Below are 24605 nucleotides of genomic sequence, written 5' to 3'. Positions count from 1 at the left end.
ATTGACCCGTGAGGGATCATGACTCCTACAAAAAACCCGCCCCTGTAACCGCATGACAGGGACGGGCTTTTTGGTTTTATTACATTCCGATCATATCAAACTGCTGGAATGAAATCACAAGTCTGCAGTCTTTTTTAGGATTCGGATATTTAATCTGAACGGACTTTAATGTCTGGCTGTAATACCAGCCGCAGTCTGCTGCTTCAAATTTTTTCCGATACAGGAAATGGGGGAGTTCTTCACCGTCTAATGTAATCCAGAATGGAGCCTTGTCTCTGCGGATTACATCTAAATAAATGCTTTCAACCGTAGTCTGATAGCTGCCCTCCTGCTTAAATTCCAAAACGGTTTGTTCACCAGAAGTCATAATAAGTTGGGTCTTTAAATAATCTCCGTTCTGATAATTTAATGTAGTGCCGTCATCCTCGTAGAGTGTAAAGGAATTGTCTTTGCCAGCAGCAAGAAGCAGATGGATACCGGTAACCGATTCGGTAGTTAAGTTATTCATCTGGTTGGCTGCCATAGGAATGATTGCACCTTCCCGTACAAAGAGTGGAATACTTGCCATTGTTACCGGGAACTCAATGGTTTGTCCGCCCTCGAATCGTTCTCTGGTATAGAAATCATAGAACGTCTCCCCCTCGGGCAGATAGACGCTTCTTGTAAGAGCACCTTTTTCCACAATATTTGCTACCAGCAGAGAATCTCCGATCATAAAATCAATGCCCTCTTCATAGCAGGCAGGGTCATTCTGGAATGCGCTGCACATCGGTTCCATAATGGGTAATCCGGTTTCGTGGGCACGTTCCATAAGAGAGTACAGGTAAGGGATCAGTCTGTAGCGGAATTTGATGGCATCCCGGATATATCCGGTGTGATTTCCGTACATCCAGGGTTCTGTTACCGTATTATCTGTATTTACGGAGTGTACGGAAAATCTTGGCTGGAAAATGCCGTTTTGAATCCATCGGACCATCAGCTCTGCCTCCGGAGAGGTACCGTAAAAACCGCCAATGTCACAGCCCTGATTTGCCACGCCGCTTAAACTCATGCCCAGTATGGTTGCAATGTTATATTTTAGTGAATCCCAGCAGGTTAAGTTATCGCCAGCCCAGGTCTGAGCGTAGCGCTGGATTCCGCTGTGTCCGGACCGGCATACAATGAATGGTCTGGTGTTGTCAAAGGTTTCATGAATGGCCTCATCGGTGATCTGGCACATGATGTTGGACATTACGGATTTTAACTGACCGATAGTGCCGCCCTTGCCTTCAAAATCACAGCGGCAGTCTTTGTCCACCATACTGTCATATTCACAGTTATCGTTCCACACCGAGCAGGTTCCCATTTCCAGAACATTTTCCTTTAACATTTCTTTCCATACGCTGCGGGTTACAGGTTTGGTGAAATCAGCAAAAACTCCTTTGCCGCCCCACCAGGTACCGATACCGGGCTCGTCGCTCTGACTGTCTTTTACAAAGATATCTTTTGCTTTCATCTGTTCCAGATTGGGGTGGGAAAGAAGAATTCCGGGTTTTACGTTTGGAGATACGGTAATTCCTCTTTTTTTCATCTGTGCAAAGAAGTCTCTGGGGTTCTTAAAGCGTTTTTCATTCCAGGTAAATACACAGCGTTTTACACCCTGCTGGGTGTCCTGAGAGGTGTAACCGGAGGAAAGCTGGAAACCATCCACCGGGATATCCTCTTCTTTGGTTGTGTCAATAAACTCTGTGATTGCGTCATCACAGTCAGCTTCCAGCTCGGGATAATACATGGACGAGCCAAGATATCCAAGCGCATACCGGGGAAGCATGGCGGATTTTCCGGTAAGATCGGTATACCGGGAAACAACTTCACGAATAGAAGGACCGGAAATGAGGAATAAATCGATATCACCGCCGTCAGTACGATACCGGCTGTGAGGTTTCCAGTAATTACTCTTTTCTCTGCCCATATCAAAATCGCATTCATAAGTATTATGATAGAAATATCCCACTGCTTTTTTGGAACTGCGGTTTAATTTGATGTAAAACGGAATGTGCTTATACAGGGAATCTGTTTCCTTTGGGTTATAACCCATGGCATCCTTGGGGCTCATGGATAGGAACTTCTGGGCTTTATTCCACTGCCCGCTCTTTTCTCCGAATCCATAGAAGCAGTCCTGGGGTGAAATTTCGCTGGTGTGAATCCGGCGATGATTGCTGTCCTCTAAATATCCAAGGTCTACAATATCAGAATGAAGGCAGGTACCTTCTTTATCATAAACACAGATACGGAATGGATCTTTTTCTATAACAACCTTTAACTGGGACCCGGTTAAAATGGCCTGTCCCTCGGTCTGACTGAGACTTGCAGTGGCTGGTACAACCCGCTTTCTCTGTCCTTTTAAAAGCCCGTCCATGCGGTCCTCCCATGCAGTCATAACCAGACTGTAGGATTCTTCCGCAAAATCACCGTCAAATCCGGCTCGGATTCTTAAAATGGTTTCGGTTAAAAACTGTACCCGGATTTCGATGGAATTGGTGATAATTTTAAAATAACCTTCCATCTCCTTTACTTCATTCACGTTTGTACATAGCTTCATAAGGCATATACTCCTTTACTGTAATTCTAAAACAGGTTTGTGATATAATCATAAAGAAAACGCCAATTAAATACTAGACTAAAATTGCAGACTGTCAGTCAAAACTATACATATCTTGCACTCTTTCAGAGGGAAATATGCCGGATACAGACGTAAACCTGGGAATAAAAGAGCAAAATAGGTATAGGATATATCAAAAAAGTGCAATTTTTGTCTAGTACTGAAAAGCAAAGACGAATATAATGAAGGAAAAAAGGAGGATTCGACCATGGCCAGTATGAATTGTCATTATTATAGTTATTCTTTGGGACATACCGTGGACGTCAACGTATTTGTACCAACACCAGAGGGAAATGAGCAGATCACCAGTGAATCAGCAAAGAAAGCATTTCCTTATGAAAAAGGTCTGCCAGTCTTATATCTGCTTCATGGAGCGTTTGGAGATTACAGCTCCTGGATGCGTTTTTCCAACATCGAGCGTTATGCTCAGAAGCATTGCTGTGTGGTAGTGATGGCTTCAGCGGAAAATAGCTTTTATCAGGATATGTATCATGGAAACCGTTACTTCACCTTCTTTTCAGAAGAACTTCCTGGATTTATTAAAAGTATTTTTCCGGTTTCCAAAAGACGGGAGGATACCTTTGTAGCAGGACTGTCCATGGGAGGCTATGGAGCTTGGTTTTTGGGATTGTCAAAACCGGAGCAGTATGCCAAGGCTGCCAGTATGTCTGGTGCGCTTAATATTGTAAAAACCTTTGAGCAAATTAAAAATGGTTCCATTGATGGTCCGTTCCCATGGAAAAATATTTTTGAAAATCCGGATGAGATTGCTGGAAGCAGTGCAGATCTGATGGTACTGTATGATCGATGCGTAAAAGAAGGAATCGTACCGGAGCTTTATCAGGCATGCGGAACGGAAGATTTCCTTTATGAAATGAATAAAGAAGTAAAGAAAACAATGGAAGAAAAGGGGGCCCATGTTATTTATGAGGAAGGACCGGGCAATCATAACTGGGATTTCTGGGATCAGTACATCAAGAATGTCCTGCAATGGATGATACCGGTTTAGTTGAGAATTCTTTCCTAAAAAGGGGGCTTGTTTTTTCAAAAACCTTGTGATATTATTATGACAGTTAGTTAATCCTAACTACGTGTGAATATTCTAACATCAGACTAACCCTCTGATTGCATCCTTCATTTGACCCGTGAGGGATCATGACTCCTACGAAAAAGCCGTACCTGTTACCGCATGACAGTACGGCTTTTTTGGTGTAATTCCGTAAATGTCTTTGAAGCATGCCGCCAGTTGTCATAATTCTTCCTATGAGCTATAATAAAGATAGAAATGCCATTGGAGGAATAGAATGAAATCTTTAATTATAGCAGAGAAACCGTCCGTCGCCCGGGATATTGCCCGGGTGCTTCACTGTACAAAGAATCAGGGAGGTGTTCTGGAAGGGAACGCTTATGTAATTACCTGGGGGTTAGGCCATTTAGTCACCCTGGCAGATCCGGAGGATTACGATCCAAAATATAAGGAATGGAAGATGGAAGATCTTCCCATGATGCCGGATCAGTTCCGGCTTGAGGTAATCAAACAGACCGGAAAGCAGTACAGTGTGGTGAAAAAGCAGATTCACAGAAGTGATGTGGGAGAAATCATTATTGCAACCGATGCAGGACGGGAAGGGGAACTGGTAGCCCGCCTGATTCTGGAAAAAGCAGGAAACAAAAAGCCAATCAAACGGCTCTGGATCTCTTCTGTTACTGATAAAGCCATTAAAGAAGGCTTTGCCCGTTTAAAGAACGGACATGAATACGATAATCTCTACGATGCAGCCATGTGCCGTGCAGAAGCGGACTGGCTGGTGGGAATCAATGCAACCAGAGCGCTGACCTGCAAATACAATGCCCAGTTAAGCTGCGGACGTGTTCAGACTCCTACCCTGGCAATGATTGCAAGGAGAGAAGAAGAGATTAAAAATTTTGTGCCAAAGTCCTATTATGGTATAACAGCAAAGGCTTCCCAGCCGGCATTGACATTTATCTGGCGGGATGAAAAGTCCAAAAGTTACCGTTCTTTTGACCGGGAACGTTTAGAAGGACTGGTTAAGCAGATGGATAACGGGAAGGATGGGGTAATTACCGAGGTAAAAAGTACTCCGAAAAAGAGCTTTGCGCCCCAGCTGTATGACTTGACGGAGCTTCAAAGAGAGGCAAACCGGAAGTTTAATTATTCAGCGAAAGAAACCCTGAATATTATGCAGAGGCTGTACGAGAATCATAAAGTGCTGACCTACCCAAGAACAGACTCCCGGTATTTAAGCTCTGATATTGTGCCTTCAATCAAAGAGAGGCTGGAAGCCTGCGGTGTGGGTCCTTACAGAAAGCTTGCAGGGAAACTGCATAATGTGAAGATTGAAGCAAAGCCCTATTTCGTAGATGATAAAAAAGTTTCCGATCATCATGCAATCATTCCCACAGAACAGTTTGTCCAGCTGGATCATATGACCATTGATGAGAGAAGGGTCTATGACCTGGTAGTCAGAAGATTTCTGGCAGTTTTATATCCCCCGTTTGAATATGAACAGACTGAACTTGAGGTTCTGATAGGGGGAGAAAGCCTGGTTGCCAGAGGGAAAACGGTAAAGGCAGCCGGATGGAAAGAAGTCTATGAATCTCCGGACGAAGACGAGGATGAAGAAGCGGAAGTAAAAGAACAGACTCTTCCTTCTGTGAAAAAGGGCGATCCGGTAAAAGGCTTTACGCTGCTGCAGACGGAAGGAAAGACAAAGCCGCCGGCTCCATTTAATGAGGCAACCCTCCTTTCAGCCATGGAAAACCCTGTCTCCTATCTGGAGACAAAGGACCGGGATATGGCAAAGACCCTGGGAGAAACCGGAGGTCTGGGAACTGTGGCAACCAGAGCGGATATTATAGAAAAACTATTTTCCAGCTTTCTTCTCGAGAAAAAAGGAAAAGACATTTACCTGACATCAAAGGCAAAGCAGCTTCTGACTCTGGTTCCGGAGGATTTAAAAAAACCGGAGCTGACTGCTGACTGGGAGATGAAACTGTCTTCTATCGCAGCCGGAAAATTAAAGCGCGGCTCTTTTATGAAGGACATCAGACTGTACTCAGAAGAATTAATTCAGATGATCAAAACCGGAGAAGGAAATTTTCGTCATGATAATCTGACCAATACCAAATGTCCCGTTTGCGGAAAGCGGATGCTTTCTGTCAAAGGAAAAAACAGTGAGATGTTAGTCTGTCAGGACCGGGAATGCGGACACCGGGAAGTGGTTTCAAGAACCAGCAATGCCAGATGTCCGGTCTGCCATAAAAAGCTGGAACTGAAAGGAAAAGGGGACGGACAGATCTTTGTCTGCAGATGCGGTTATAAAGAAAAGCTGACTGCCTTTAAAGAACGCCGGACCAAAGAGGGGGCCGGAGTCTCCAAGAAAGATGTGGCAAAATATTTAAATAAGCAGAAAAATGAGGCCGCTGAGCCCATCAATTCTCCGTTTGCAGATGCGTTTGCAAAGCTGAATTTAGGAGGAGAAAAAGACTGACAGGGTACCTGGATGCCGGAAGGAAACTTTAATTTCTTTCCGGTATTTCTAATTATGCAAAGTTTTTGATATACTTTGGTAAAAGTTTAGTAAAAATTTACTATTTAGATTGACGGTGGCATGGACTGTTATTATAATGAATTTGAAAGGTGAGGATATAGATTATGGCTACGATTAAAGAGATTTCAAAGCTTGCGGGTGTTTCAGCCGCTGCAGTGTCCCGGGTGTTGAACCAGGATGATACCATTGCGGTGAGCCCGGAGGTAAAAAAGAGGATATTTAAAATTGCCCACGAATTAAAATATGTCCCACCCAGAATGCGTCACGCGCAGAAAAAGAAGGAAATTGTCATAGGAGTGGCTGACTGGCACATTATCCGTATGGACAGAACCAATATCAGGCTATCCTCCCTGGACTTAATTGTAAAGTCCATGTCTGGAAAGCAGGAAGTGAAATTCTGCCGTCTCGATAAGAATCAGCCGGGTCAGTATGACGGGATTATGGCTTTCGGTGTTTTTTCCCAGGATGAGATGGAGTTTTTAAGAATGCAGAGTTATAACATTGTATTTATTAACTCGGATCCCAAGAATTATGAGTATGACAGCATTGTTATGGATTTTACAAAGGGAATCTGTGAGATGCTGGATTATCTTATGGTGCGGAAAAAGTACCGTTCTGTCGGCTTTATAGGCGGTCTTTATGAAGAAGGACAGGTAAAGATCGGTTACCGGAGACTGGAAGGAATCCGGGATTCCTTTATGGAGAGCGGATATTATGCGGAAGAGAATTTCTACATAGGCGAAATCAGCCGGGAAAGCGGCTATGAGCTGGCAAAGAAAGCCATTTTATCGGGTCATCTTCCCGAAGCGGTTCTTTTAGGAAGTGAAGAAGTTGCAGAAGGAGCATTGGAAGCATTTCAGGATGCAGGACTTCGTGTGCCAAAGGATATTGCGGTGGTGATCTACAAGGATATTGAGACCATTGAGTCCAAATGGCCCACCTATACCAAAGTCCGTATGTTTCCTGATATTGTATGGCAGACTGCCATCAAGCTTTTGCTGGAACAGATTACAGAAGGCCGGAAAGACAATATGACAATTTATCTTCCCACCAAGCTGGAGGTGGGAGACAGCGCGTAATGCCTCATGATCCCAAGAAAAAACCGATGAATCACACGAAAAGGAGAGCAGTATGAAAAAATCAGTTTCTGTATTAATGGCAGCAGCACTCTGTGCATCAATGATTGGCGGATGTTCTGGTGCAGGTAAGACCGCAGCACCGGCAGAGACAACCGCAGCAGGGACAGAAAGCACTTCTTCTGCAGCAGGAGCAACAACCGCGGCGGAGACAAAGGCAGAGAATAAGAAGATTGATAAGCTGAATGTTTATTTTGTACCTTCCAGAGAGCCACAGGAAATCGTCACCGCTACAGAGCCTTTAAAGGGTCTGTTAAAGACAGAACTGGGCAAAGAGGGCTATGATATCGGCGAAGTGGTAATTACGGTTGGAACCAGCTATGAAGCAGTGGGCGAAGCACTTTCTGCAGGTACTGCAGACATCGGTTTTATTCCAGGAGGAACTTACGTCCTTTATGATGATGGAGCAGAAGTACTTCTGACTGCAACCAGAGATGGTCTGAGCAAGAATTCCGATAGTGCAAAGGATTGGAATGACGGCAAGGCAACTGAGGCAGCCACAAATCAGGCAACTTCTTACCGGGCTCTGATCATTGCAGGACCTTCTGAAAAGGGAAAAGCTCTGGCAGAAAAGATTAATGGCGGACAAGCACTGACCTTTGAAGATTTAGACGGTGTAAACTGGAGCGTAATGTCCTCTTCCTCGTCAGCAGGATATATTTACCCATCTTTATGGCTTCAGAAGAACTTTGAGAAAAATATTTTAAATCTTTCCCATGCAGTTCAGTCTGATTCTTATGGAAGCGCATTTGCCAGACTGGCTTCTGGTCAGGTAGACGTTTTATGTACATACGCAGATGCACGCAGGGATTATGAGGAAAAATGGAAATCAGAGTATGGCAGAACCGGTTCCATCTGGGAAGAGACCAATGTCATTGGTGTAACCCCTCCAATCTTCAATGATACAGTCAGTGTAAGCAAGACTTCCAAGATCATGGATGACAGTTTTAAGAAAGCAGTCCAGACTGCTATGATCAACATCGGAAATACGGATGAAGGCAAGAAAGTGATTGCTATCTACAGCCACAAGGGTTATCAGGCGGCTAAGAGCTCCGATTACGATGATGAACGTGCAGCACAGAAGATGATCAAGGAATTAAATGCCAAATAAATAATATAAAACAGGCTGCGGAGGCGACGTGATCGGAAGAAAAGGCGCGCCTCCGTTTTTTTCTGGGAAATGAGGGTATGTATGATTGAATTTAATCAGGTGGGTAAAACCTATTCCAACGGCTTTCAGGCTTTAAAAGACGTTAATTTAAAGATTGAGCAGGGAGAATTTGTGGCCATAATCGGTTTATCCGGCGCTGGTAAATCAACACTTTTAAGAACCATTAACCGAATGCATGACATAACAGAAGGGACTCTTACTGTAGACGGAGTCAATGTTATGGAATTAAGGGGAAAGGCGCTGCGCCGTTTCCGCCGCAGAATTGGTATGATCTTCCAGTCCTTCAATCTGGTGACCAGAACCCGGGTAATTAACAACGTTCTCATGTCAAAGGTACCGGATCTTCCGTTTTTTAAGGCTCTCTTTGGAATCTTTCCCAAAAAGGATAAGCTGGAAGCGTTAGAGGCACTTGATAAAGTGGGAATCTTAGACAAGGCATTTGTCCGGGCAGACCAGCTTTCCGGAGGACAGCAGCAGCGAGTTGCTCTTGCAAGAACTCTGGCTCAGAACCCTCAGATTATTCTGGCCGATGAGCCGGTTGCTTCTCTGGATCCGGTTACGGCAAAGCAGGTTATGGGTGATTTTCTAAGGATCAACAAGGAGATGAACATCACCATTCTCTTAAACATTCATCATGTGGACCTGGCACTGCAATATGCAGGCCGTGTGGTTGGAATCCGGGCAGGCAGGATTGTCTATGATGGCCCGGCTTCCGAAGTTACCCAGGAAATTCTTGATGAAATCTATGAAGGTAAAACAGAAGAGGAGGCAGTGGGATGAGCGTTTATGACAAGATATTTCCGCCGAAAAAAATGGTTCTTTCAAACGGAAAAACAGTCTTAAAGCCAGCATCCAGACTCCCTCTTATTGCACTGATTCTGGTACTTTTCACTGCACTATCCGTTAAGATTACAGGATTTGATTTAGGAGTTTTAAAGGAGCGGGGCAGCCAGTTTTTCGTCATTCTTGGAATGATGGCTCCTCCCGAATGGGGCTACAGCACCCAGGTCTGGAAACCGTTATTTGATACCTTAAAGATGTCACTTCTTGGAACCGTAATTGGTGCTGTCACTGTGATCCCCTTTGCCATGGCAGCTTCCACGAATATTGTTAAAAACAACGCAGCAGTTGGTATTATGAGGCTGTTTTTAAGTATTGTGAGAACGCTCCCGACTCTGGTTACTGCGTTGATTGCTACCTACGTTTTTGGACTGGGTACACTGGCAGGAACCACTGCCATTGCCGTGTTCACATTTGCTTATATGGGAAAGATTCTTTACGAAGAAATTGAGACAGCTGATATGGGCGCATTTGAAGCAATGGAAGCCATTGGAGCTACCAAGGTCCGGGCATTTGTCCGCGCCATTATTCCCCAGGTACTCCCATCCTATATATCAAACGGGTTATTCTGCTTTGAGGGAAATGTACGTTATGCTGCCATTCTGGGTTATGTAGGGGCAGGCGGTCTGGGTTTGATTTTAAATGAGAAGCTGGGCTGGAGAGAGTATCCCAGTGTAGGTATGATACTCATTATGCTGTTTGTTACTGTATTTTTCATAGAAACGGTGAGCCGTTACTGCCGCCGGAAACTGGTATAGGAGGCGACAAACTATGAATAAACAGATTGAAAAGGCTTATGAAGAACGTCCCAGAAACACCGTGTATCAGATTACAGTATCTGCCATTGTTCTCGCACTCCTTATCTGGTCCGGATCGGCAGTGGATGTATCCAAAACCGGTCTTTCCGGAGTACAGATTGCTGGAAATATTTTAAGCGGTATCTTTCATCCGGACAGGAAGCTTTTGTTTAATTTAACCCTTCAGGGAGTGCCTTATCTGCTTTTGGAGACTGTCTGCATCGCATTTTTAGGCACGATTGTGGGAGCGTTTCTGGCAATCCCCCTGTCTTTTTTATCCGCATCTAATTTAATGCCCGCTCCCATTGCTTATGTGACACGTCTGGTGATTATGGCGGTGCGGACCATTCCTGCTTTTGTATATGGACTGATGTTTATCCGGGTCAGCGGGCCGGGAGCGTTTACAGGCCTTCTCACCATGTCGGTCTGTTCCATCGGAATGGTTTCCAAGATGTACATAGAGGCCATAGAGGATCTGGATACCAGAATTCTGGAATCGTTGGATGCATGCGGCTGCAACACGTTTCAGAAGATCCGGTATGGAATTTTGCCTCAGCTGATTCCAAACTTTGCTTCAACGGTGATATACCGGTTTGATATTAACTTAAGAGATGCCACAGTTCTTGGTCTGGTTGGAGCAGGAGGTATTGGAGCTCCATTAATCTTTGCCATGAATGCCTACCGGTGGAATGAGGCAGGTGCTATTCTGGTAGGGCTCATCCTTCTGGTTCTGATCGTGGAATATATTTCCACCAGAATCAGGGTGAAGCTGGCAAGGGGGTAACTGATTGAAAAGAAATGCAAAAATTTATTATACTTCGGATGTTCATGGCTATCTGTTTCCCACCAGTTATGGGGATAAGACGGAACGCCCCATGGGACTATTAAACTGTATTTCCAATTTTGAAAAGGATGGGAATGCACTGATTTTTGATGGGGGAGATACCATATCAGGCTCCCCCATGGCGGCTTTTATCACAGAGCAGGCGGGAGAAATATTAGAAAGTGAACCATTGGCGCAGGTGTACAATGCGGCTTTCTATGACGCAGTCGTACCTGGAAATCACGATTTTAACTTTGGTTATGACCGGCTGGCGGGCTATATGAAAAAACTAAATGCGGTCTGCCTTTGTGCCAATGCTAATGACTTAAAAGGGCACACAGGAATTACCTCCAGTTATATCTTTAATTTGAAGAACGGGCTTCGTCTGGGAGTTACCGGTATTGTTACAGATTACGTAAATGTATGGGAAAACCCAAAACACCTGGAGCAAATCCAGATTACGGATGCATTTGCTGCAGCAAAGAACGAACTGGAACATCTGAAAAAGGAATCAGACATTACGGTCTGCATCTATCATGGCGGTTATGAATGTGACTTAGAGACCGGAGCATTGCTGACATCTGGCAATGAAAATATCGGATACCGGATTTTAAAAGAGCTTGATTACGATTTATTGCTAACGGCTCACCAGCATATGACAGTTAAGGGCAGAGACTGCTTTGGAACCCACACACTGCAGCTGACTGCCAATGCTGTTCAGTATGCCTGCATTGAACTGGAATACGAAGATGGAGCCTGCACAGTTACTTCCTCCATATTGCCAGCAGGAGCCTGCCACAACAGGGAACCTTATGAATCATTGCTTCCGTTGGAGGGACAGGTTCAAAACTGGCTGGATCTTGAAATCGGAAGCTTAAAGGAAGCCATACCTGAAAAAGAGAAGCTTGATATGGCGCTTAATGGAAGTCAGGTGGCAGACTTTTTTAATCAGATACAGATGGAGTATACCAAAGCTGATATTTCCTGCATCGGATTGGGCAATAATCCCATTGCTCTTCCAGCACAAGTTACCATGCGGGATCTTGTAAGAGTTTATCCTTTCTCCAACACTCTGGTGGTACTGGAGGTTACCCAGGAAGTATTAAAGCAGGCGCTGGAACGCTGTGGAGAATACTTCACTTTGAATCATGGAATGGTTGAGATATCAGAAGTATTCCTAAAACCTAAGGTAGAGCATTATAACTATGACTATTTTGCCGGGATTACTTATGAGATTGATCTGGAAAGACCAGTAGGAGACAGAGTGGTAAGGATTCTTTTTCATGGTGAACCAATTGGGAACCGGAAGCTGAAGCTGTGTATGAGCGATTACCGTGCAAGCGGAACAGGAGGTTATGAGGTTTACAAACAGTGCCCCGTGTTAGAGCGATTTGGCACAGATGTTCCCCAACTTGCGCTGGAGTATTTAAAGAATCACCCTCATACGGAGATAAGGCGATGTGGCGGTCTGGCTTTGTATAACTCCAGGTTATGAAAATAGAGATTTCATAAAAATACCAATCTAACTTTAATAATTTACTTGACAAAACTAAAATCATGTATTAGTCTAGCATTGTAATTTATATAATTAACTTTAAGGCAAAGAAGCCATAATCAGTGCAGAGACGCACACGATTATGGCTTAATTTTTTTGCTCAAAATTAACGGAAGAGGTGTTTTTATGGATCATGGAGATATTTCTTGGATGCTGATCAGCTCCGCTCTTGTACTTCTTATGACCCCGGGACTTGCATTTTTTTATGGGGGTATGGTTAAACGGAAAAGTGTTGTAAACATGATCATGTCTTCTGCTATTATGATGGGAATCGGATCCATTATGTGGGTTCTGGTTGGTTTTTCCCTGTCCTTTAGCGGAGATGTTGGAGGCGTCATTGGGAATCTTAACTGGTTCGGACTTCGTTTCGATACCTTAACCGATGTGACACTTCCTTACCCCAATACACTAATATTTGCTATTTTTCAAATGATGTTTGCAGTTATCGCTCCGGCACTGATCACAGGTGCGGTTGCAGAGCGCATGAAGTTTTCCTCTCTGGTAATTTTTATGGTACTTTGGTCTCTTCTCATTTATTATCCCCTGGCCCATATGGTGTGGGGAGGCGGACTGCTCTTTCAAATGGGCTCTGTGGACTTTGCCGGAGGTGACGTGGTACACATCAGTTCTGGTGTGAGCGCACTGGTTCTGTCTATCATACTTGGAAAACGTAAGAATCTCGGTAAAGCACCTTATCATCCCCACAATGTTCCCTTTGTGTTTCTGGGAGCCGCCCTTTTGTGGTTCGGCTGGTTTGGTTTCAACGCAGGAAGCGCTCTGGGAGCCAATGAGCTGGCGGCTCATGCTTTTATGACAACAAATACAGCGGCAGCTTCTGCCATGCTTTCCTGGGTACTGATTGAGGTAATAAAAAATGGCAAGCCTACTCTGGTGGGAACGTCAACAGGATTAGTAATTGGCCTTGTGGCAATCACACCAGGAGCTGGTTTCGTTCCAATCTGGGCATCAGTCATAATCGGAGCTCTGGTAAGCCCCATCTGTTATTTCTTCATTACCAGGGTGAAACCAAGATTTCAGTATGATGATGCTCTTGATGTATTTGGCTGTCATGGAATTGGCGGGATCTGGGGAGGAATTGCAACCGGCATCTTTGCAGACAAAGGCATAAATCCAGCGTTGCCATACAATGGACTGATTTACGGTGAAATTCAGTTATTCCTTCGCCAGACTGGTGCAATTGTAATTACGATCCTGATTGCAGTGGCAGGTACTCTGATTGCTGCAGGAATTGCGTCTGCCATTACCAAAGGAATAAAAGTTTCAGGAAGAGCCGAAATGACAGGACTTGATACCTCAGAGCATGGGGAGACTGCTTATCCTGCATTTAATGGTATGGATTAAGGAAGGGGGATTATAACGTGAAGAAAATTGAAGCATTTATCCGTCCGGAAAAACTGGAAGATATCAAGGAAATTATGGACGAATTGAAATTAAACGGGCTCAGTATTATGCAGGTGATGGGCTGCGGAAACCAGAAGGGCTGGACGGAGTTTGTACGTGGAGCAGAGGTGGATTATAATTTCCTTACTAAAATAAAAATAGAATTATTTGTGACCGATGACCAGTCAGAGGCTGTGATATCAGCAATTACCAGACGTGCTTATACCGGAGAGTATGGTGACGGCAAGATTTTTATATCGGATATACAGGATGCCATCAGAATCCGCACTGGTGAGCGGGGAGATGACGCAATTAAATAGTTGATTTTATAAGGCAGTAAAGCTGGATTTTTCCGGTTTTACTGCCTTTTTTTGTTAGAAACATTTTTTTATGGGAATGAATATGATAGATCGGGGCATATGCCCATTGAATTAAAACCGGATAATCGTTATAATTATCATATTTCCATAACGATTAAAAGAAATTATAAAAGAACCAGCGGAGGAGTTATGAGCATCAGGGTTGTAGTTGTAGATAATTCAGAGGAACTATTGGTGAAATTAACGGGTATTTTAAAAGATATGAGTGAAATTGAATTGTGCGGAAGCTTTCCGGAGGCCATTACAGCAATGCAGTATATAAAGGGAAATCCGGTAGATCTGGTTTTTTCGGATATTGTCATGCCGGATATCAGTGGTATTACACTGGCTTCCAAGCTTTACGAACTCCCTGACCCGCCAGAAGTTGTGCTTCTGTCCGGAATCCCGGGATTTTCACTGGAAGCATTTAAAATTCGTGTATTTGCGTTTATTGTAAAGCCATACACAAGGGCACAGATCAGTAAGGTAATACGCTTATATAAGGAAAAAAGGTCAGGGGCAGAGACCGACAGTACGGCTGAAATAGCCAGATAGACTTAGGGGTTCGTGTCTTCCCCGTTTTTGCTTTTTAATGGACGAACCCTATATCCTATGTTATAATAGGAAGATAGTGAAAAAAGAACCTTTTTTCCATAAGGAGTTAAATATGAAAGAGAAGTTTAAAATAAAGGGACAGCTGGGAATCTACATGCAATGGCCTCTTTACTTAACCGGGCTGTTAATTGTTGCCAATACAGTGATCGGTGCAGTAAGCGCAAAAGCAGGGATTATTATGGCTCTGTTTACGCTGATGTATGCAGGTATCGCCTTCTGGCTTTCTTTTTATAGAAAGAAACGTCTGTTAAGCGGTCTTGTGGAATTCTCGGCAGAGTACTCCTGGATGCAGAAGAAGCTCCTCAATGATCTTGAGATTCCTTACGCAATTGCAGATGAAAGCGGGAGAATTCTATGGGGGAATGACGAATTTTCCGTGGTTCTGGGAGAAGAGAAGCACATCAGGGCATCGAGGAAGAATTTAACCGGTATATTTCCTGAGATTACCAAAGATGTGCTAAAGCTGGCAGATGGTGCTGTAACACTTCATGGAGTATGCAATGACAGGAAGTATCAGATTCAGCTTAAAGCAGTGCATATGAACGATGCATCGGAACTGATGAGCGAGACAGAAGGAATGAATGATGCAGAACAGACGCTGCTGGCAGTTTATTTATTTGATGAAACAGAGATTCTCACATATAAGCAGATGGTAGATGACCAGAAGATGGTTGCAGGTCTTATTTATCTGGATAACTACGATGAGGCGTTGGAAAGCGTAGAAGAAGTACGCCGCTCTCTTTTAACAGCACTCATTGACCGGAAGATCACAAAGTACATCACCACTATGAATGGAATTGTAAAAAAACTGGAGAAAGATAAGTACTTTATTGCCATCAAGCAGTGTTACATTGCAGAACTGAAAGAAAACCGTTTTTCCATTCTGGAAGAAGTTAAGACCGTCAATATTGGCAATGAAATGTCGGTTACATTAAGTATTGGTCTTGGAATGAACGGTGACAGCTACTATAAGAATTTAGATTTTGCAAGAATTGCCATTGATATGGCACTTGGGCGCGGCGGCGACCAGGCAGTGATTAAAGATGGAGAACGAATCCAGTACTTTGGAGGAAAAGCTCCCCAGGTGGAGAAGACAACCCGTGTAAAGGCCCGCGTAAAGGCACATGCACTGCGGGAACTGATGGAGACAAAGGACCGGATCTTAATTATGGGACACCGCCTGACCGATATTGATTCCTTTGGCGCTGCCGTTGGAATCTACCGGATTGCCACTGCTATGGATAAAAAGGCTAATATTGTTATTAATGAAGTCACCACATCTGTCCGTCCCATGAAGGACCGGTTCGTGGGAAATCCGGATTATCCGGAGGATTTATTTTTAAAAGGTGATGCAGCAGCCAGTCTGGTTGACGCCAATACTCTGCTTGTTGTAGTAGATGTGAACCGGCCAAGCATTACCGATGAACCCCAGCTTCTTCGTATGGTGAAAACCATCGTGGTTCTGGATCATCACAGACAGAGCAGTGAGATCATTGATAATGCGGTTTTATCCTATGTAGAGCCGTATGCATCCTCCGCCTGTGAGATGGTAGCTGAGGTGCTTCAGTACATTGCCGATGGAATTAAGATCAAATCTGCGGAAGCGGATGCTCTATATGCAGGAATTGTAATCGATACCCATAATTTCACCAATCAGACAGGTGTGAGAACCTTTGAAGCGGCAGCTTTCTTAAGAAGGAACGGTGCAGATGTTGTCCGTGTCAGGAAGCTGTTCCGGGATGATCTCGATGATTATAAGGCGAAAGCGGAAGCAGTCAGAGAGGCTGAGATCTTTGAAGGAAACTTTGCTATCAGCACATGCCCCTCAGAGGGAATCGACAGCCCAACCGTAGTAGGTGCACAGGCAGCCAATGAACTGTTAGATATATCGGGTATTAAGGCCTCTGTGGTTATGACAGAGTATAATAATACGGTATATTTAAGCGCCCGTTCCATTGACGAAGTCAATGTTCAGGTGATGATGGAGAAGCTTGGCGGCGGCGGACACAGAACCATTGCAGGTGCCCAGCTTGCCGGTGTAAGCATAGAAGAAGCAAGAAACCAGGTAAAAGCGGTTATTAAAGAGATGTTAGAGAAGGGAGACATATCATAATGGATATTGTATTATTAGAAGATGTAAAAGCACTGGGAAAAAAGGGACAGATCGTTAAGGTCAATGACGGATATGCAAGAAATTTCATTCTCCCGAAAAAACTGGGAATGGAAGCAAATACAAAAAATTTAAACGACTTAAAGCTTCAGAAAGCCAATGAAGCAAAGATCGCAGCAGATCAGCTGGAAGCAGCAAAAGAGCTGGGTAAGAAGATAGAAGAAGCTTCCATTACTCTTACAATCCGTGCAGGGGAAGGCGGAAGAGCATTTGGTTCCGTTTCCGGTAAGGAGATTGCCCAGGCGATCACAAGCCAGCTTGGATTAGATATTGATAAGAAGAAACTGGTTCTTCCTGAACCGTTAAAGACGTTTGGTACCCATGAGGTTCCGGTTAAGCTTCATAAGGAAGTAACTGCGAAATTAAATGTTAAGGTAATAGAGAGCTAGGAGGCACAGATATGGATGAGGCCCTGATCAAACGGATACTCCCTCACAGCATTGAGGCCGAGCAGTCCGTCATCGGATCCATGCTGATGGATCGGGATGCGATCATTGCTGCTTCCGAGATCGTTACAGCAGGAGATTTTTATCAGCACCAGTATGGCGTCATGTTTGAGGCCATGCTGGAGCTTTTTAATGAGAATCTGCCGGTGGACTTAATCACTTTGCAGAACCGTTTAAAAGAAAAAGACGTTCCCCCTGAGGTATCCAGCCTGGAATTTGTAAGAGACATCATTACAACGGTTCCAACCTCTGCGAATGTAAGGTCCTATGCTAAAATAGTAAGGGACAAGGCTGTATTAAGGCGTCTGATTAAGATAAACGAGGATATAGCCAATACCTGTTATGCAGGAAAGGAACCCCTGGAGGATATTCTGGCTAATACAGAGAAAACCATATTTAACTTACTCCAGAATCGTAATTCCGGAGATTTCGTACCCATTCGCCAGGTAGCCATGAATGTACTGGAGAAAATTGAGGAAGCCTCCAAGAATCAGGGAACCGTAACAGGAGTTCCAACCGGTTTTATTGATCTGGATTATAAGACTTCCGGACTTCAGCCGTCTGATTTCGTTCTGATCGCGGCCCGTCCTTCTATGGGTAAGACTGCATTTGTATTGAATCTGGTAGATCATATAGCCGTGAAGAAGGGGCTTCCAGCCATGGTATTCAGTCTGGAGATGTCAAAGGAGCAGTTAGTAAACCGTATGCTGGCCATGGAGTCCAATGTAGATTCCCAGAAGTTAAGGACAGGAACGTTATCGGACAGTGACTGGGATGCGGTAGTGGAAGGAATCGGGGTAATCGGAAATTCCAAGTTAATTATCGATGACACCCCTGGAATTTCAATTATGGAGCTGCGTTCCAGGTGCAGGAAGATGAAGTTAGAATACGGGTTAAGCGTAGTGATTATTGACTACTTACAGTTGATGAGCGGAAGCGGAAAAGGCGGAGAGAATCGTCAGCAGGAGATTTCCGAGATCTCCCGATCATTAAAAGCCCTTGCAAGAGAGTTAAGTGCGCCGGTAATAGCGCTATCCCAGTTGAGTAGAGCCTGTGAGACAAGGCCGGATCATCGGCCGATGTTGTCGGATCTTAGAGAGTCGGGAGCGATCGAGCAGGATGCCGATGTGGTTATGTTTTTGTATCGAGATGATTATTATAATAAAGATACTGATATGCCGAATATTGCGGAAGTTATTATAGCGAAGCAGAGAAATGGTCCGATAGGGACGGTAAATCTGGTTTGGAGACCGGAGTATACGAAGTTCGCAAACATGGCCCGGCAATGAGCAGGATAGAAAAAGGGGTAGCCCCTCTGGGAAAAACAAATGCATTTGTTTTTCCCAGAGGGGCTACCCCTTTTTCTATGGAGCGAACGCTCCCCATCTGGTAGAAAAATTGTTCCACAATTTTTCTACCAGATGGCTCCTGCGGATACCTGACCTCTCAACCTATCTTTTCCTCACCCCCCTCGAAAAATCCCCGCCTCCCATAAAAAAAATTTCAACATCTTATTCATAATCCGTATCATACCCGCATAAGATATAAATAGTAAGGTTATGAAAACTAAACGAACCAAAGGAGAGGATATAGCTATGGCTGAGATACATTACTTAATATCGGATGCATCAAAAAAGGTTGATGTAGAATCCCATGTCCTTAGATACTGGGAGGACGAGCTAGAGTTAAACATTCCCAGGAATGAAATGGGACACCGGTATTACACCGAAGCACACATCCGTTTATTCAAGCAGATCAAGGACTTAAAGGAAAAGGGATATCAGTTAAAAGCCATTAAGACAGCGCTTGAAAAAGTCATTGGGGACGGAAAGGATCCGGTTATACCTGATGAGTTATTGGAGGGGCAGATGACCCAGGAATTAAAAGACAGTGGATTAGCCGGAGAAGACGGCGAGTCAGGCCTGGAGGTACATAACACAGCACAGGTCTCTATTGCACAGGGAAAGATGGAACAGTTTCAGGAAATCATGAATCACATCATTGGACGTGCGTTGGAGTTAAATAATGAGCAGTTGAGCCAGGACGTCAGCAGTCTGGTCAATGACAAGGTCATTAAGGAAATGGAGTACTTAATGAACCTGAAGGAAGAAAAAGAAGAAGAGCGCTACAAACAGTTGGACGAGCTGCTTCGTACCTATCAGAAAGATAACAAAGGCCGTGCAGAAGCTGCAGCATCCAAGATCCCCTTCTTTAACCGCAAAAAGAAATTTGGTCGAAACGGAAAAAAGTTATAGCATTCTCTCACTTTCAGATAAAAAGAGCCCAGAAGCGGCTCAGGCAAAAAATCCGCAGTTGCCACTGAGAGTGTAAACTGCGGATTTTTTAAAACGTCTTAATTCTCAGAGCAAGCTTCTACAAACCTCTTAAAAAGCCGAAAAACTTCCTCATTCTTTTCCCACAAATATTCCGGATGCCACTGAACTCCCACAAAGAATGGGTATCCAGGCATTTCCACCCCCTCAATCAAACCATCCGGAGAGTAAGCCGATGCAACCAGTCCCTGCCCCAAATCCTTTACGACCTGATGATGCATGCTGTTAACCCGTAATGTATCCATACCAGCGATTTCCCTTAGCATGGTTCCCTTTTCCAAAGAAACCGTATGGCTGGGCATATGATATGCAAATGGCTGAGTATGTGCGATAGGAAAATCCGATTTTGTCATAGAAAAGATATCCTGCCAGATCGTTCCGCCCATAGCGATATTCAACACCTGAACCCCTCTGCATATCCCAAGAACCGGTTTTTGCTTTTCCAGAACATATGGCAGAAGCCCAATCTCCATCCGATCCCTTGCCTCTGATACATTGCCGCAATGTACCTGAGTTTCCTCACCAAACAAAAACGGATGAACATCCGGTCCTCCAGTAAACAAAAAACCATCCAACTCATCAGCCAACTGCTTCAGTTCTTCCTCATCAGCCTCCAGCGGCATAACAACCGGAATCCCCCCCGCAGCCTTTAACGCACGTAAATAGGTAGGTCTCATCTTAATATCATTGTTATCCGTATCGTGGGCAGGCGTCAATCCTATCAGCGGTTTTCTCATACTAACTTCCTTTCACAACTAACATAAGTGATAATTAATAGATATGGAAATCAATAACAAAATGCCCCTCCCTTACGGAAGAGGCATATATGTATTCAAATAATTAAGCTTCAGAAATAGCTCCTGTTGGGCATACGCCTTCACATGCGCCGCAATCGATACAAGCATCTGCATCAATAACAAACTGAGAATCACCCTGGCTGATAGCGCTTACTGGGCATTCGCCTTCGCATGAACCGCAACTAACACAAGCGTCACTAATAACACGTGCCATGATAAATAACCTCCTTATATTCTATACATTTTTCTATATTTTATACTATTAATAAAATTTAATCAAGTAGAAAATGTAACAATTAATGTTTAATTTTAGGAGCAATAGGGATCAGGCGCATCAGTCCGGGCATCCCTGATTCCGGTAAGAATAACCTTCTTAGCCGATAGAGCATCTTCCTTTGATAAAGGTGGAACGCCTTTCAGCGGATAATCCATCCCCATACTTTCATATTTCACCTTTCCCATATCATGATAGGGAAGGACATCAAGGGCCTTCACGTTTTTTAACTGTCCGATAAAGCGACCAAGATGGTATAAATCTGCGGCTTCGTCTGTGATGCCGGGCACCACCACATGGCGAATCCAGACAGGAATTTCTTTTTCATCAAGATAGCGGGCAAAATCCAGGATAGCTGCATTGGAATGACCAGTTAAGGGTTTGTGCCTGATATCATTAATCTGCTTGATATCCAGCATGACCAGACTGGTTGAAGCAAGAAGACGGTCTACTTTCCTTAAATATTCTTCATTGCCTCTATTAAATGTTATTCCAGAGGTATCCAGACAGGTATGAATATCCTTTTTTCTTGCTGCTTCAAACAGCTGGGTAAGAAAATCCAGCTGCATCAGCGGCTCACCGCCTGTGGCTGTGATACCTCCGCCCCGGTAAAAATGCCGGGACGACTCATATTGCTTTAATATTTCCTCAACTGTCATCAGGCTGCCGCCTGCCAGCTCCCAGGTATCCGGGTTATGGCAGTACTGGCAGCGCATGGGGCAGCCCTGAAAAAACACCACCATGCGCACGCCTGGACCGTCGACGGTACCAAAACTTTCAATGGAATGGATACGTCCTGTCATAAGTGCACCGCCTTCTTTTCTGATTGTTACATATTGCTGTGGAATGTACGGGAGATAACCTCATCCTGCTGTTCTTTTGAAAGCTTGATAAAGTTAACTGCATAACCGGACACACGAACGGTCAGCTGAGGATAGTTCTCCGGATGCTTTTGTGCGTCCAGAAGAGTATCCTTTGTAAAAACATTGACATTTAAGTGATGTCCGCCTTCTTCTACATAGCCATCTAATAAGTTCACGAGATTGTCGATTTGAGATTCACTGATATTTGCCATTGCATTATCCTCCTTATGTGTTTTCGTTCATTTGGTATTCCTGACTGTTTATTGGTCATCCTCTTCCCGGTCCATGCCCTGAAACAGGGTAGGAACGCGGCAGGCTACATCGCCTTCGGCACAGTCAGGAGAATTAGTTGTCGTTACTGTCTTCGCCATAGTCTTATGGGCGTTTACGGTACCGTCCTCAGCTACAAGGATATTCATATGACCGCCGTTGTTGGTCATAAAGGAATCCAGCATTGAAACGATATCATCAATTTGTTTTTCATTGGGATCTGCCATAACAGCCACTCCTTACTTCTGATCCTCGCTTAAAGCCAGCTCAAGATCCACTTCCAAGTCTCCGGTGAAGATCTTATCCTCTTTGCCAAGAGCTCCCGGTACGATTGAGAAGGTGTTGGAGATACCATCCTGAGCATCCTTAAATGGAAGCTTGGCTACTGATGCCAGAGATGCGACTGCACCATGAGTATCTCTTCTGTGCATTGGGTTTGCACCTGGTGCAAACGCTTCACCCTTCTTACGTCCGTCAGGAGTTGCTCCTGTGTTTTTACCATATACTACGTTGGAAGTAATTGTCAAGATGGAAGTTGTTGCAATACCTCCGCGGTAAGTGTGATTTGACTTCACAAAGTTCATGAAGGTGTGTACCAGATCATTTGCAATCTGATCCACGCGGTCATCGTTGTTTCCGTATTTCGGGAAATCTCCCTCAATTTCATAATCCACAACAATGCCATTCTCATCACGGATTGCTTTCACCTTAGCGTATTTAATAGCGGAAAGTGAGTCAGCCACAACGGAAAGACCAGCAATTCCGGTTGCAAACCAACGGGTTACTTTTTTATCATGAAGAGCCATCTGAATGCGCTCATAACTGTATTTGTCATGCATATAGTGAATGATGTTTAATGCATTTACATAAACATTTGCAAGCCACTGCATCATGTCCTTATAAGCATCCATTACTTCATCATAATCTAAGTACTCAGAAGTAATAGGACGATATTTCGGTCCGATCTGTTTCTTTGTGATTTCATCCACACCGCCGTTGATGGCATATAAAAGACATTTTGCCAGGTTGGCACGTGCTCCGAATAACTGCATTTCCTTTCCGACTCTCATGGAAGATACACAGCATGCGATGGCATAGTCATCACCGTGGGTAACTCTCATTAAATCATCATTCTCATACTGAATAGAAGAAGATGCGATGGAAGTCTTAGCGCAGAAACGTTTAAAGTTATCAGGAAGCTTTGTGGACCAGAGAACTGTTAAATTAGGTTCTGGTGCAGTGCCTAAGTTCTCAAGTGTATGAAGGTAACGGAAAGACATCTTTGTTACAAGAGGACGTCCGTCAATACCCACACCACCGATAGACTCGGTTACCCAGGTAGGATCTCCTGAGAAAAGCTCATTGTATTCTGGTGTACGTGCAAACTTCACAAGACGAAGCTTCATAATGAAGTGATCAACAAATTCCTGAACTTCTTCTTCTGTGTAAGTGCCTTCTTCCAAATCTCTCTGAGCATAAATATCAATGAAAGTAGAAGTACGTCCAAGGGACATGGCAGCACCGTTCTGCTCCTTAACTGCAGCCAAGTAAGCCAGGTAAGTCCACTGAATTGCTTCCTTCACATTCATAGCAGGTTTAGAAATATCAAATCCATAAATAGATCCAAGTTTCTTTAATTCCTTTAAAGCACGGATCTGCTCGGATAATTCTTCTCTTTCACGGATTATTTCAGAATACATGGTAGAACGAGTTGTGTCCTTCTGTTCTTCCTTGTCTTCAATCAGACGGTCGATTCCGTAAAGAGCGACTCTTCTGTAATCACCGATAATACGTCCGCGGCCGTAAGCATCTGGAAGTCCGGTGATGATGTGGCTGGAACGGCAGTTACGCATTTCTTCTGTATAAGCATCAAAAACGCCTGCATTGTGTGTCTTTCTGTGAATGCTGAAAAATTCCTTTATTTCCGGATCAATGGTATAACCATTGTCTGCACATGCCTTTTCTGCCATTCGGATACCGCCGTAAGGCTGCAGGGAACGTTTAAAAGGCTTATCTGTCTGAAATCCAACAATTGTTTCTTTGTCCTTGTCTAAATATCCCGGGCCATGAGAAGTAATCGTGGAAACCAGCTTTGTATCCATATCAAGGACACCGCCTGCTTCACGCTCCTGTTTGCTTAATTCCATAACCTGTGCCCACAGTTCCTCTGTCTTTTTGGTCGGTCCTGCAAGGAAAGTATCATCCCCATCATAAGGGGTATAGTTCTTCTGAATAAAGTCTCTGACGTTAATCTCGTGTTCCCAAATGCCGTTGTTAAAAGCTCTCCATTCCGGTCTCATTTGTTTGTACCTCCATAAAAAATCTTTATAATAAGTGTCCATAATAAATAAATGTCATCAAAGGTTATAATTCCTACGACCTTTGTATGAATACATTATATATGAATACTGTATACAATGTCAATAGCGCTTATTGATAAATTTTTCTATAAGGGTTTCAAAGAAAAAAGGAAATGAAACCCTTGCTAATTGCATGAAAAAGTATTATATTATAAAAACAGTATGTACAATTTTATAAGGAG

Annotated in this window: 22 protein-coding genes; 15 read left to right on the top strand and 7 right to left on the bottom strand. The window is 43.9% G+C overall.

What is annotated here, in order from left to right:
• Positions 1-79: 79 nt before the first annotated feature.
• Complete coding sequence (locus BXY41_RS15775) at positions 80-2581, bottom strand: glycoside hydrolase family 31 protein (RefSeq protein ID WP_104437818.1); 2502 nt, start codon at positions 2579-2581, stop codon at positions 80-82.
• Between the two features lie 268 nt (positions 2582-2849).
• Here BXY41_RS15775 and BXY41_RS15770 point away from each other — a divergent pair, with 268 nt between their 5' ends.
• The 15 genes from BXY41_RS15770 (at position 2850) to BXY41_RS15700 (ending at position 19781) form a co-directional block, all read left to right on the top strand.
• The gene (locus tag BXY41_RS15770) at positions 2850-3650 is read left to right on the top strand and encodes an alpha/beta hydrolase (protein ID WP_104437817.1); all 801 of its coding nucleotides are present in this window, start codon (positions 2850-2852) and stop codon (positions 3648-3650) included.
• Between the two features lie 295 nt (positions 3651-3945).
• Positions 3946-6153 carry a DNA topoisomerase III gene (locus tag BXY41_RS15765; RefSeq protein ID WP_104437816.1) on the top strand — a complete coding sequence of 736 codons (2208 nt, stop codon included), beginning with the start codon at positions 3946-3948 and terminating at the stop codon, positions 6151-6153.
• A 164-nt stretch (positions 6154-6317) separates the two neighbouring features.
• On the top strand, positions 6318-7292 hold the full coding sequence (locus BXY41_RS15760) for a LacI family DNA-binding transcriptional regulator (RefSeq protein ID WP_104437815.1): 975 nt from the start codon (positions 6318-6320) through the stop codon (positions 7290-7292).
• A 52-nt stretch (positions 7293-7344) separates the two neighbouring features.
• Positions 7345-8460, top strand: a complete 1116-nt coding sequence (locus BXY41_RS15755) for a phosphate/phosphite/phosphonate ABC transporter substrate-binding protein (protein WP_104437814.1) — start codon at positions 7345-7347, stop codon at positions 8458-8460.
• An 81-nt stretch (positions 8461-8541) separates the two neighbouring features.
• Positions 8542-9300 (top strand): phosphonate ABC transporter ATP-binding protein, encoded by a 759-nt coding sequence (gene phnC, locus BXY41_RS15750; protein ID WP_104437813.1) that lies wholly within the window; start codon positions 8542-8544, stop codon positions 9298-9300.
• Positions 9297-10118 (top strand): phosphonate ABC transporter, permease protein PhnE, encoded by an 822-nt coding sequence (gene phnE, locus BXY41_RS15745; protein ID WP_104437812.1) that lies wholly within the window; start codon positions 9297-9299, stop codon positions 10116-10118. The genes phnC and phnE (BXY41_RS15745) overlap by 4 nt, the downstream gene beginning before the upstream one ends.
• Before the next feature lie 13 nt (positions 10119-10131).
• Positions 10132-10941 (top strand): phosphonate ABC transporter, permease protein PhnE, encoded by an 810-nt coding sequence (gene phnE / locus BXY41_RS15740; RefSeq protein ID WP_104437811.1) that lies wholly within the window; start codon positions 10132-10134, stop codon positions 10939-10941.
• 4 nt (positions 10942-10945) lie between these two features.
• Positions 10946-12475: a bifunctional metallophosphatase/5'-nucleotidase gene (locus BXY41_RS15735; RefSeq protein WP_104437810.1), complete on the top strand. Its 1530-nt coding sequence runs from the start codon at positions 10946-10948 to the stop codon at positions 12473-12475.
• Positions 12476-12661: 186 nt separating this feature from the next.
• Positions 12662-13897, top strand: coding sequence for an ammonium transporter (locus BXY41_RS15730; RefSeq protein WP_104437809.1), 1236 nt, complete (start codon positions 12662-12664; stop codon positions 13895-13897).
• A 17-nt stretch (positions 13898-13914) separates the two neighbouring features.
• Positions 13915-14256 (top strand): P-II family nitrogen regulator, encoded by a 342-nt coding sequence (locus BXY41_RS15725; protein ID WP_104437808.1) that lies wholly within the window; start codon positions 13915-13917, stop codon positions 14254-14256.
• Positions 14257-14445: 189 nt separating this feature from the next.
• Entirely contained in the window at positions 14446-14850 is a 405-nt protein-coding gene (locus BXY41_RS15720; RefSeq protein ID WP_104437946.1) for a LytR/AlgR family response regulator transcription factor, read from the top strand.
• Between the two features lie 112 nt (positions 14851-14962).
• Positions 14963-17023 (top strand): DHH family phosphoesterase, encoded by a 2061-nt coding sequence (locus BXY41_RS15715; protein WP_104437807.1) that lies wholly within the window; start codon positions 14963-14965, stop codon positions 17021-17023.
• Positions 17023-17469, top strand: coding sequence for a 50S ribosomal protein L9 (rplI, locus tag BXY41_RS15710; protein WP_104437806.1), 447 nt, complete (start codon positions 17023-17025; stop codon positions 17467-17469). The genes BXY41_RS15715 and rplI overlap by 1 nt, the downstream gene beginning before the upstream one ends.
• Before the next feature lie 11 nt (positions 17470-17480).
• The gene (gene dnaB / locus BXY41_RS15705) at positions 17481-18815 is read left to right on the top strand and encodes a replicative DNA helicase (RefSeq protein WP_104437805.1); all 1335 of its coding nucleotides are present in this window, start codon (positions 17481-17483) and stop codon (positions 18813-18815) included.
• A gap of 306 nt (positions 18816-19121) precedes the next feature.
• A complete protein-coding gene (locus BXY41_RS15700; protein ID WP_104437804.1) occupies positions 19122-19781 on the top strand; it encodes a helix-turn-helix domain-containing protein in 660 nt (219 codons plus the stop codon).
• Positions 19782-19879: 98 nt separating this feature from the next.
• Here BXY41_RS15700 and BXY41_RS15695 read toward each other — a convergent pair whose 3' ends face one another.
• The 6 genes from BXY41_RS15695 to pflB all read right to left on the bottom strand — a co-directional run bounded on the left by BXY41_RS15695 (position 19880) and on the right by pflB (position 24363).
• Positions 19880-20596: a gamma-glutamyl-gamma-aminobutyrate hydrolase family protein gene (locus BXY41_RS15695; protein WP_104437803.1), complete on the bottom strand. Its 717-nt coding sequence runs from the start codon at positions 20594-20596 to the stop codon at positions 19880-19882.
• Positions 20597-20699: 103 nt separating this feature from the next.
• Positions 20700-20870: a 4Fe-4S ferredoxin gene (fdxA, locus tag BXY41_RS15690; RefSeq protein ID WP_025231031.1), complete on the bottom strand. Its 171-nt coding sequence runs from the start codon at positions 20868-20870 to the stop codon at positions 20700-20702.
• 95 nt (positions 20871-20965) lie between these two features.
• The gene (pflA, locus tag BXY41_RS15685) at positions 20966-21733 is read right to left on the bottom strand and encodes a pyruvate formate-lyase-activating protein (protein WP_104437802.1); all 768 of its coding nucleotides are present in this window, start codon (positions 21731-21733) and stop codon (positions 20966-20968) included.
• Positions 21734-21759: 26 nt separating this feature from the next.
• Entirely contained in the window at positions 21760-22005 is a 246-nt protein-coding gene (gene grcA3 / locus BXY41_RS15680) for an autonomous glycyl radical cofactor GrcA3 (protein ID WP_104437801.1), read from the bottom strand.
• A 48-nt stretch (positions 22006-22053) separates the two neighbouring features.
• A complete protein-coding gene (locus tag BXY41_RS15675) occupies positions 22054-22290 on the bottom strand; it encodes a hypothetical protein (RefSeq protein WP_104437800.1) in 237 nt (78 codons plus the stop codon).
• A gap of 12 nt (positions 22291-22302) precedes the next feature.
• Positions 22303-24363, bottom strand: a complete 2061-nt coding sequence (gene pflB / locus BXY41_RS15670) for a formate C-acetyltransferase (RefSeq protein ID WP_104437799.1) — start codon at positions 24361-24363, stop codon at positions 22303-22305.
• Positions 24364-24605 lie beyond the last annotated feature (242 nt).

The sequence above is a fragment of the Lacrimispora xylanisolvens genome, from assembly GCF_002934545.1.
GTDB classification, from domain to species: Bacteria; Bacillota; Clostridia; order Lachnospirales; family Lachnospiraceae; genus Lacrimispora; species Lacrimispora xylanisolvens.
This window is presented reverse-complemented; position numbering and strand designations above follow the sequence as displayed.

Coding starts and splice junctions, on each gene's coding strand:
- phnE (WP_104437811.1), top strand. CDS start 10,132: ATGAATAAACAGATTGAAAAGGCTTATGAAGAACGTCCCAGAAACACC.
- BXY41_RS15755 (WP_104437814.1), top strand. CDS start 7,345: ATGAAAAAATCAGTTTCTGTATTAATGGCAGCAGCACTCTGTGCATCA.
- BXY41_RS15715 (WP_104437807.1), top strand. CDS start 14,963: ATGAAAGAGAAGTTTAAAATAAAGGGACAGCTGGGAATCTACATGCAA.
- fdxA (WP_025231031.1), bottom strand. CDS start 20,870: ATGGCACGTGTTATTAGTGACGCTTGTGTTAGTTGCGGTTCATGCGAA.
- grcA3 (WP_104437801.1), bottom strand. CDS start 22,005: ATGGCAAATATCAGTGAATCTCAAATCGACAATCTCGTGAACTTATTA.
- dnaB (WP_104437805.1), top strand. CDS start 17,481: ATGGATGAGGCCCTGATCAAACGGATACTCCCTCACAGCATTGAGGCC.
- BXY41_RS15720 (WP_104437946.1), top strand. CDS start 14,446: ATGAGCATCAGGGTTGTAGTTGTAGATAATTCAGAGGAACTATTGGTG.
- BXY41_RS15770 (WP_104437817.1), top strand. CDS start 2,850: ATGGCCAGTATGAATTGTCATTATTATAGTTATTCTTTGGGACATACC.
- phnC (WP_104437813.1), top strand. CDS start 8,542: ATGATTGAATTTAATCAGGTGGGTAAAACCTATTCCAACGGCTTTCAG.
- BXY41_RS15730 (WP_104437809.1), top strand. CDS start 12,662: ATGGATCATGGAGATATTTCTTGGATGCTGATCAGCTCCGCTCTTGTA.
- BXY41_RS15675 (WP_104437800.1), bottom strand. CDS start 22,290: ATGGCAGATCCCAATGAAAAACAAATTGATGATATCGTTTCAATGCTG.
- rplI (WP_104437806.1), top strand. CDS start 17,023: ATGGATATTGTATTATTAGAAGATGTAAAAGCACTGGGAAAAAAGGGA.
- BXY41_RS15775 (WP_104437818.1), bottom strand. CDS start 2,581: ATGAAGCTATGTACAAACGTGAATGAAGTAAAGGAGATGGAAGGTTAT.
- pflA (WP_104437802.1), bottom strand. CDS start 21,733: ATGACAGGACGTATCCATTCCATTGAAAGTTTTGGTACCGTCGACGGT.
- BXY41_RS15760 (WP_104437815.1), top strand. CDS start 6,318: ATGGCTACGATTAAAGAGATTTCAAAGCTTGCGGGTGTTTCAGCCGCT.
- BXY41_RS15765 (WP_104437816.1), top strand. CDS start 3,946: ATGAAATCTTTAATTATAGCAGAGAAACCGTCCGTCGCCCGGGATATT.
- pflB (WP_104437799.1), bottom strand. CDS start 24,363: ATGAGACCGGAATGGAGAGCTTTTAACAACGGCATTTGGGAACACGAG.
- phnE (WP_104437812.1), top strand. CDS start 9,297: ATGAGCGTTTATGACAAGATATTTCCGCCGAAAAAAATGGTTCTTTCA.
- BXY41_RS15695 (WP_104437803.1), bottom strand. CDS start 20,596: ATGAGAAAACCGCTGATAGGATTGACGCCTGCCCACGATACGGATAAC.
- BXY41_RS15700 (WP_104437804.1), top strand. CDS start 19,122: ATGGCTGAGATACATTACTTAATATCGGATGCATCAAAAAAGGTTGAT.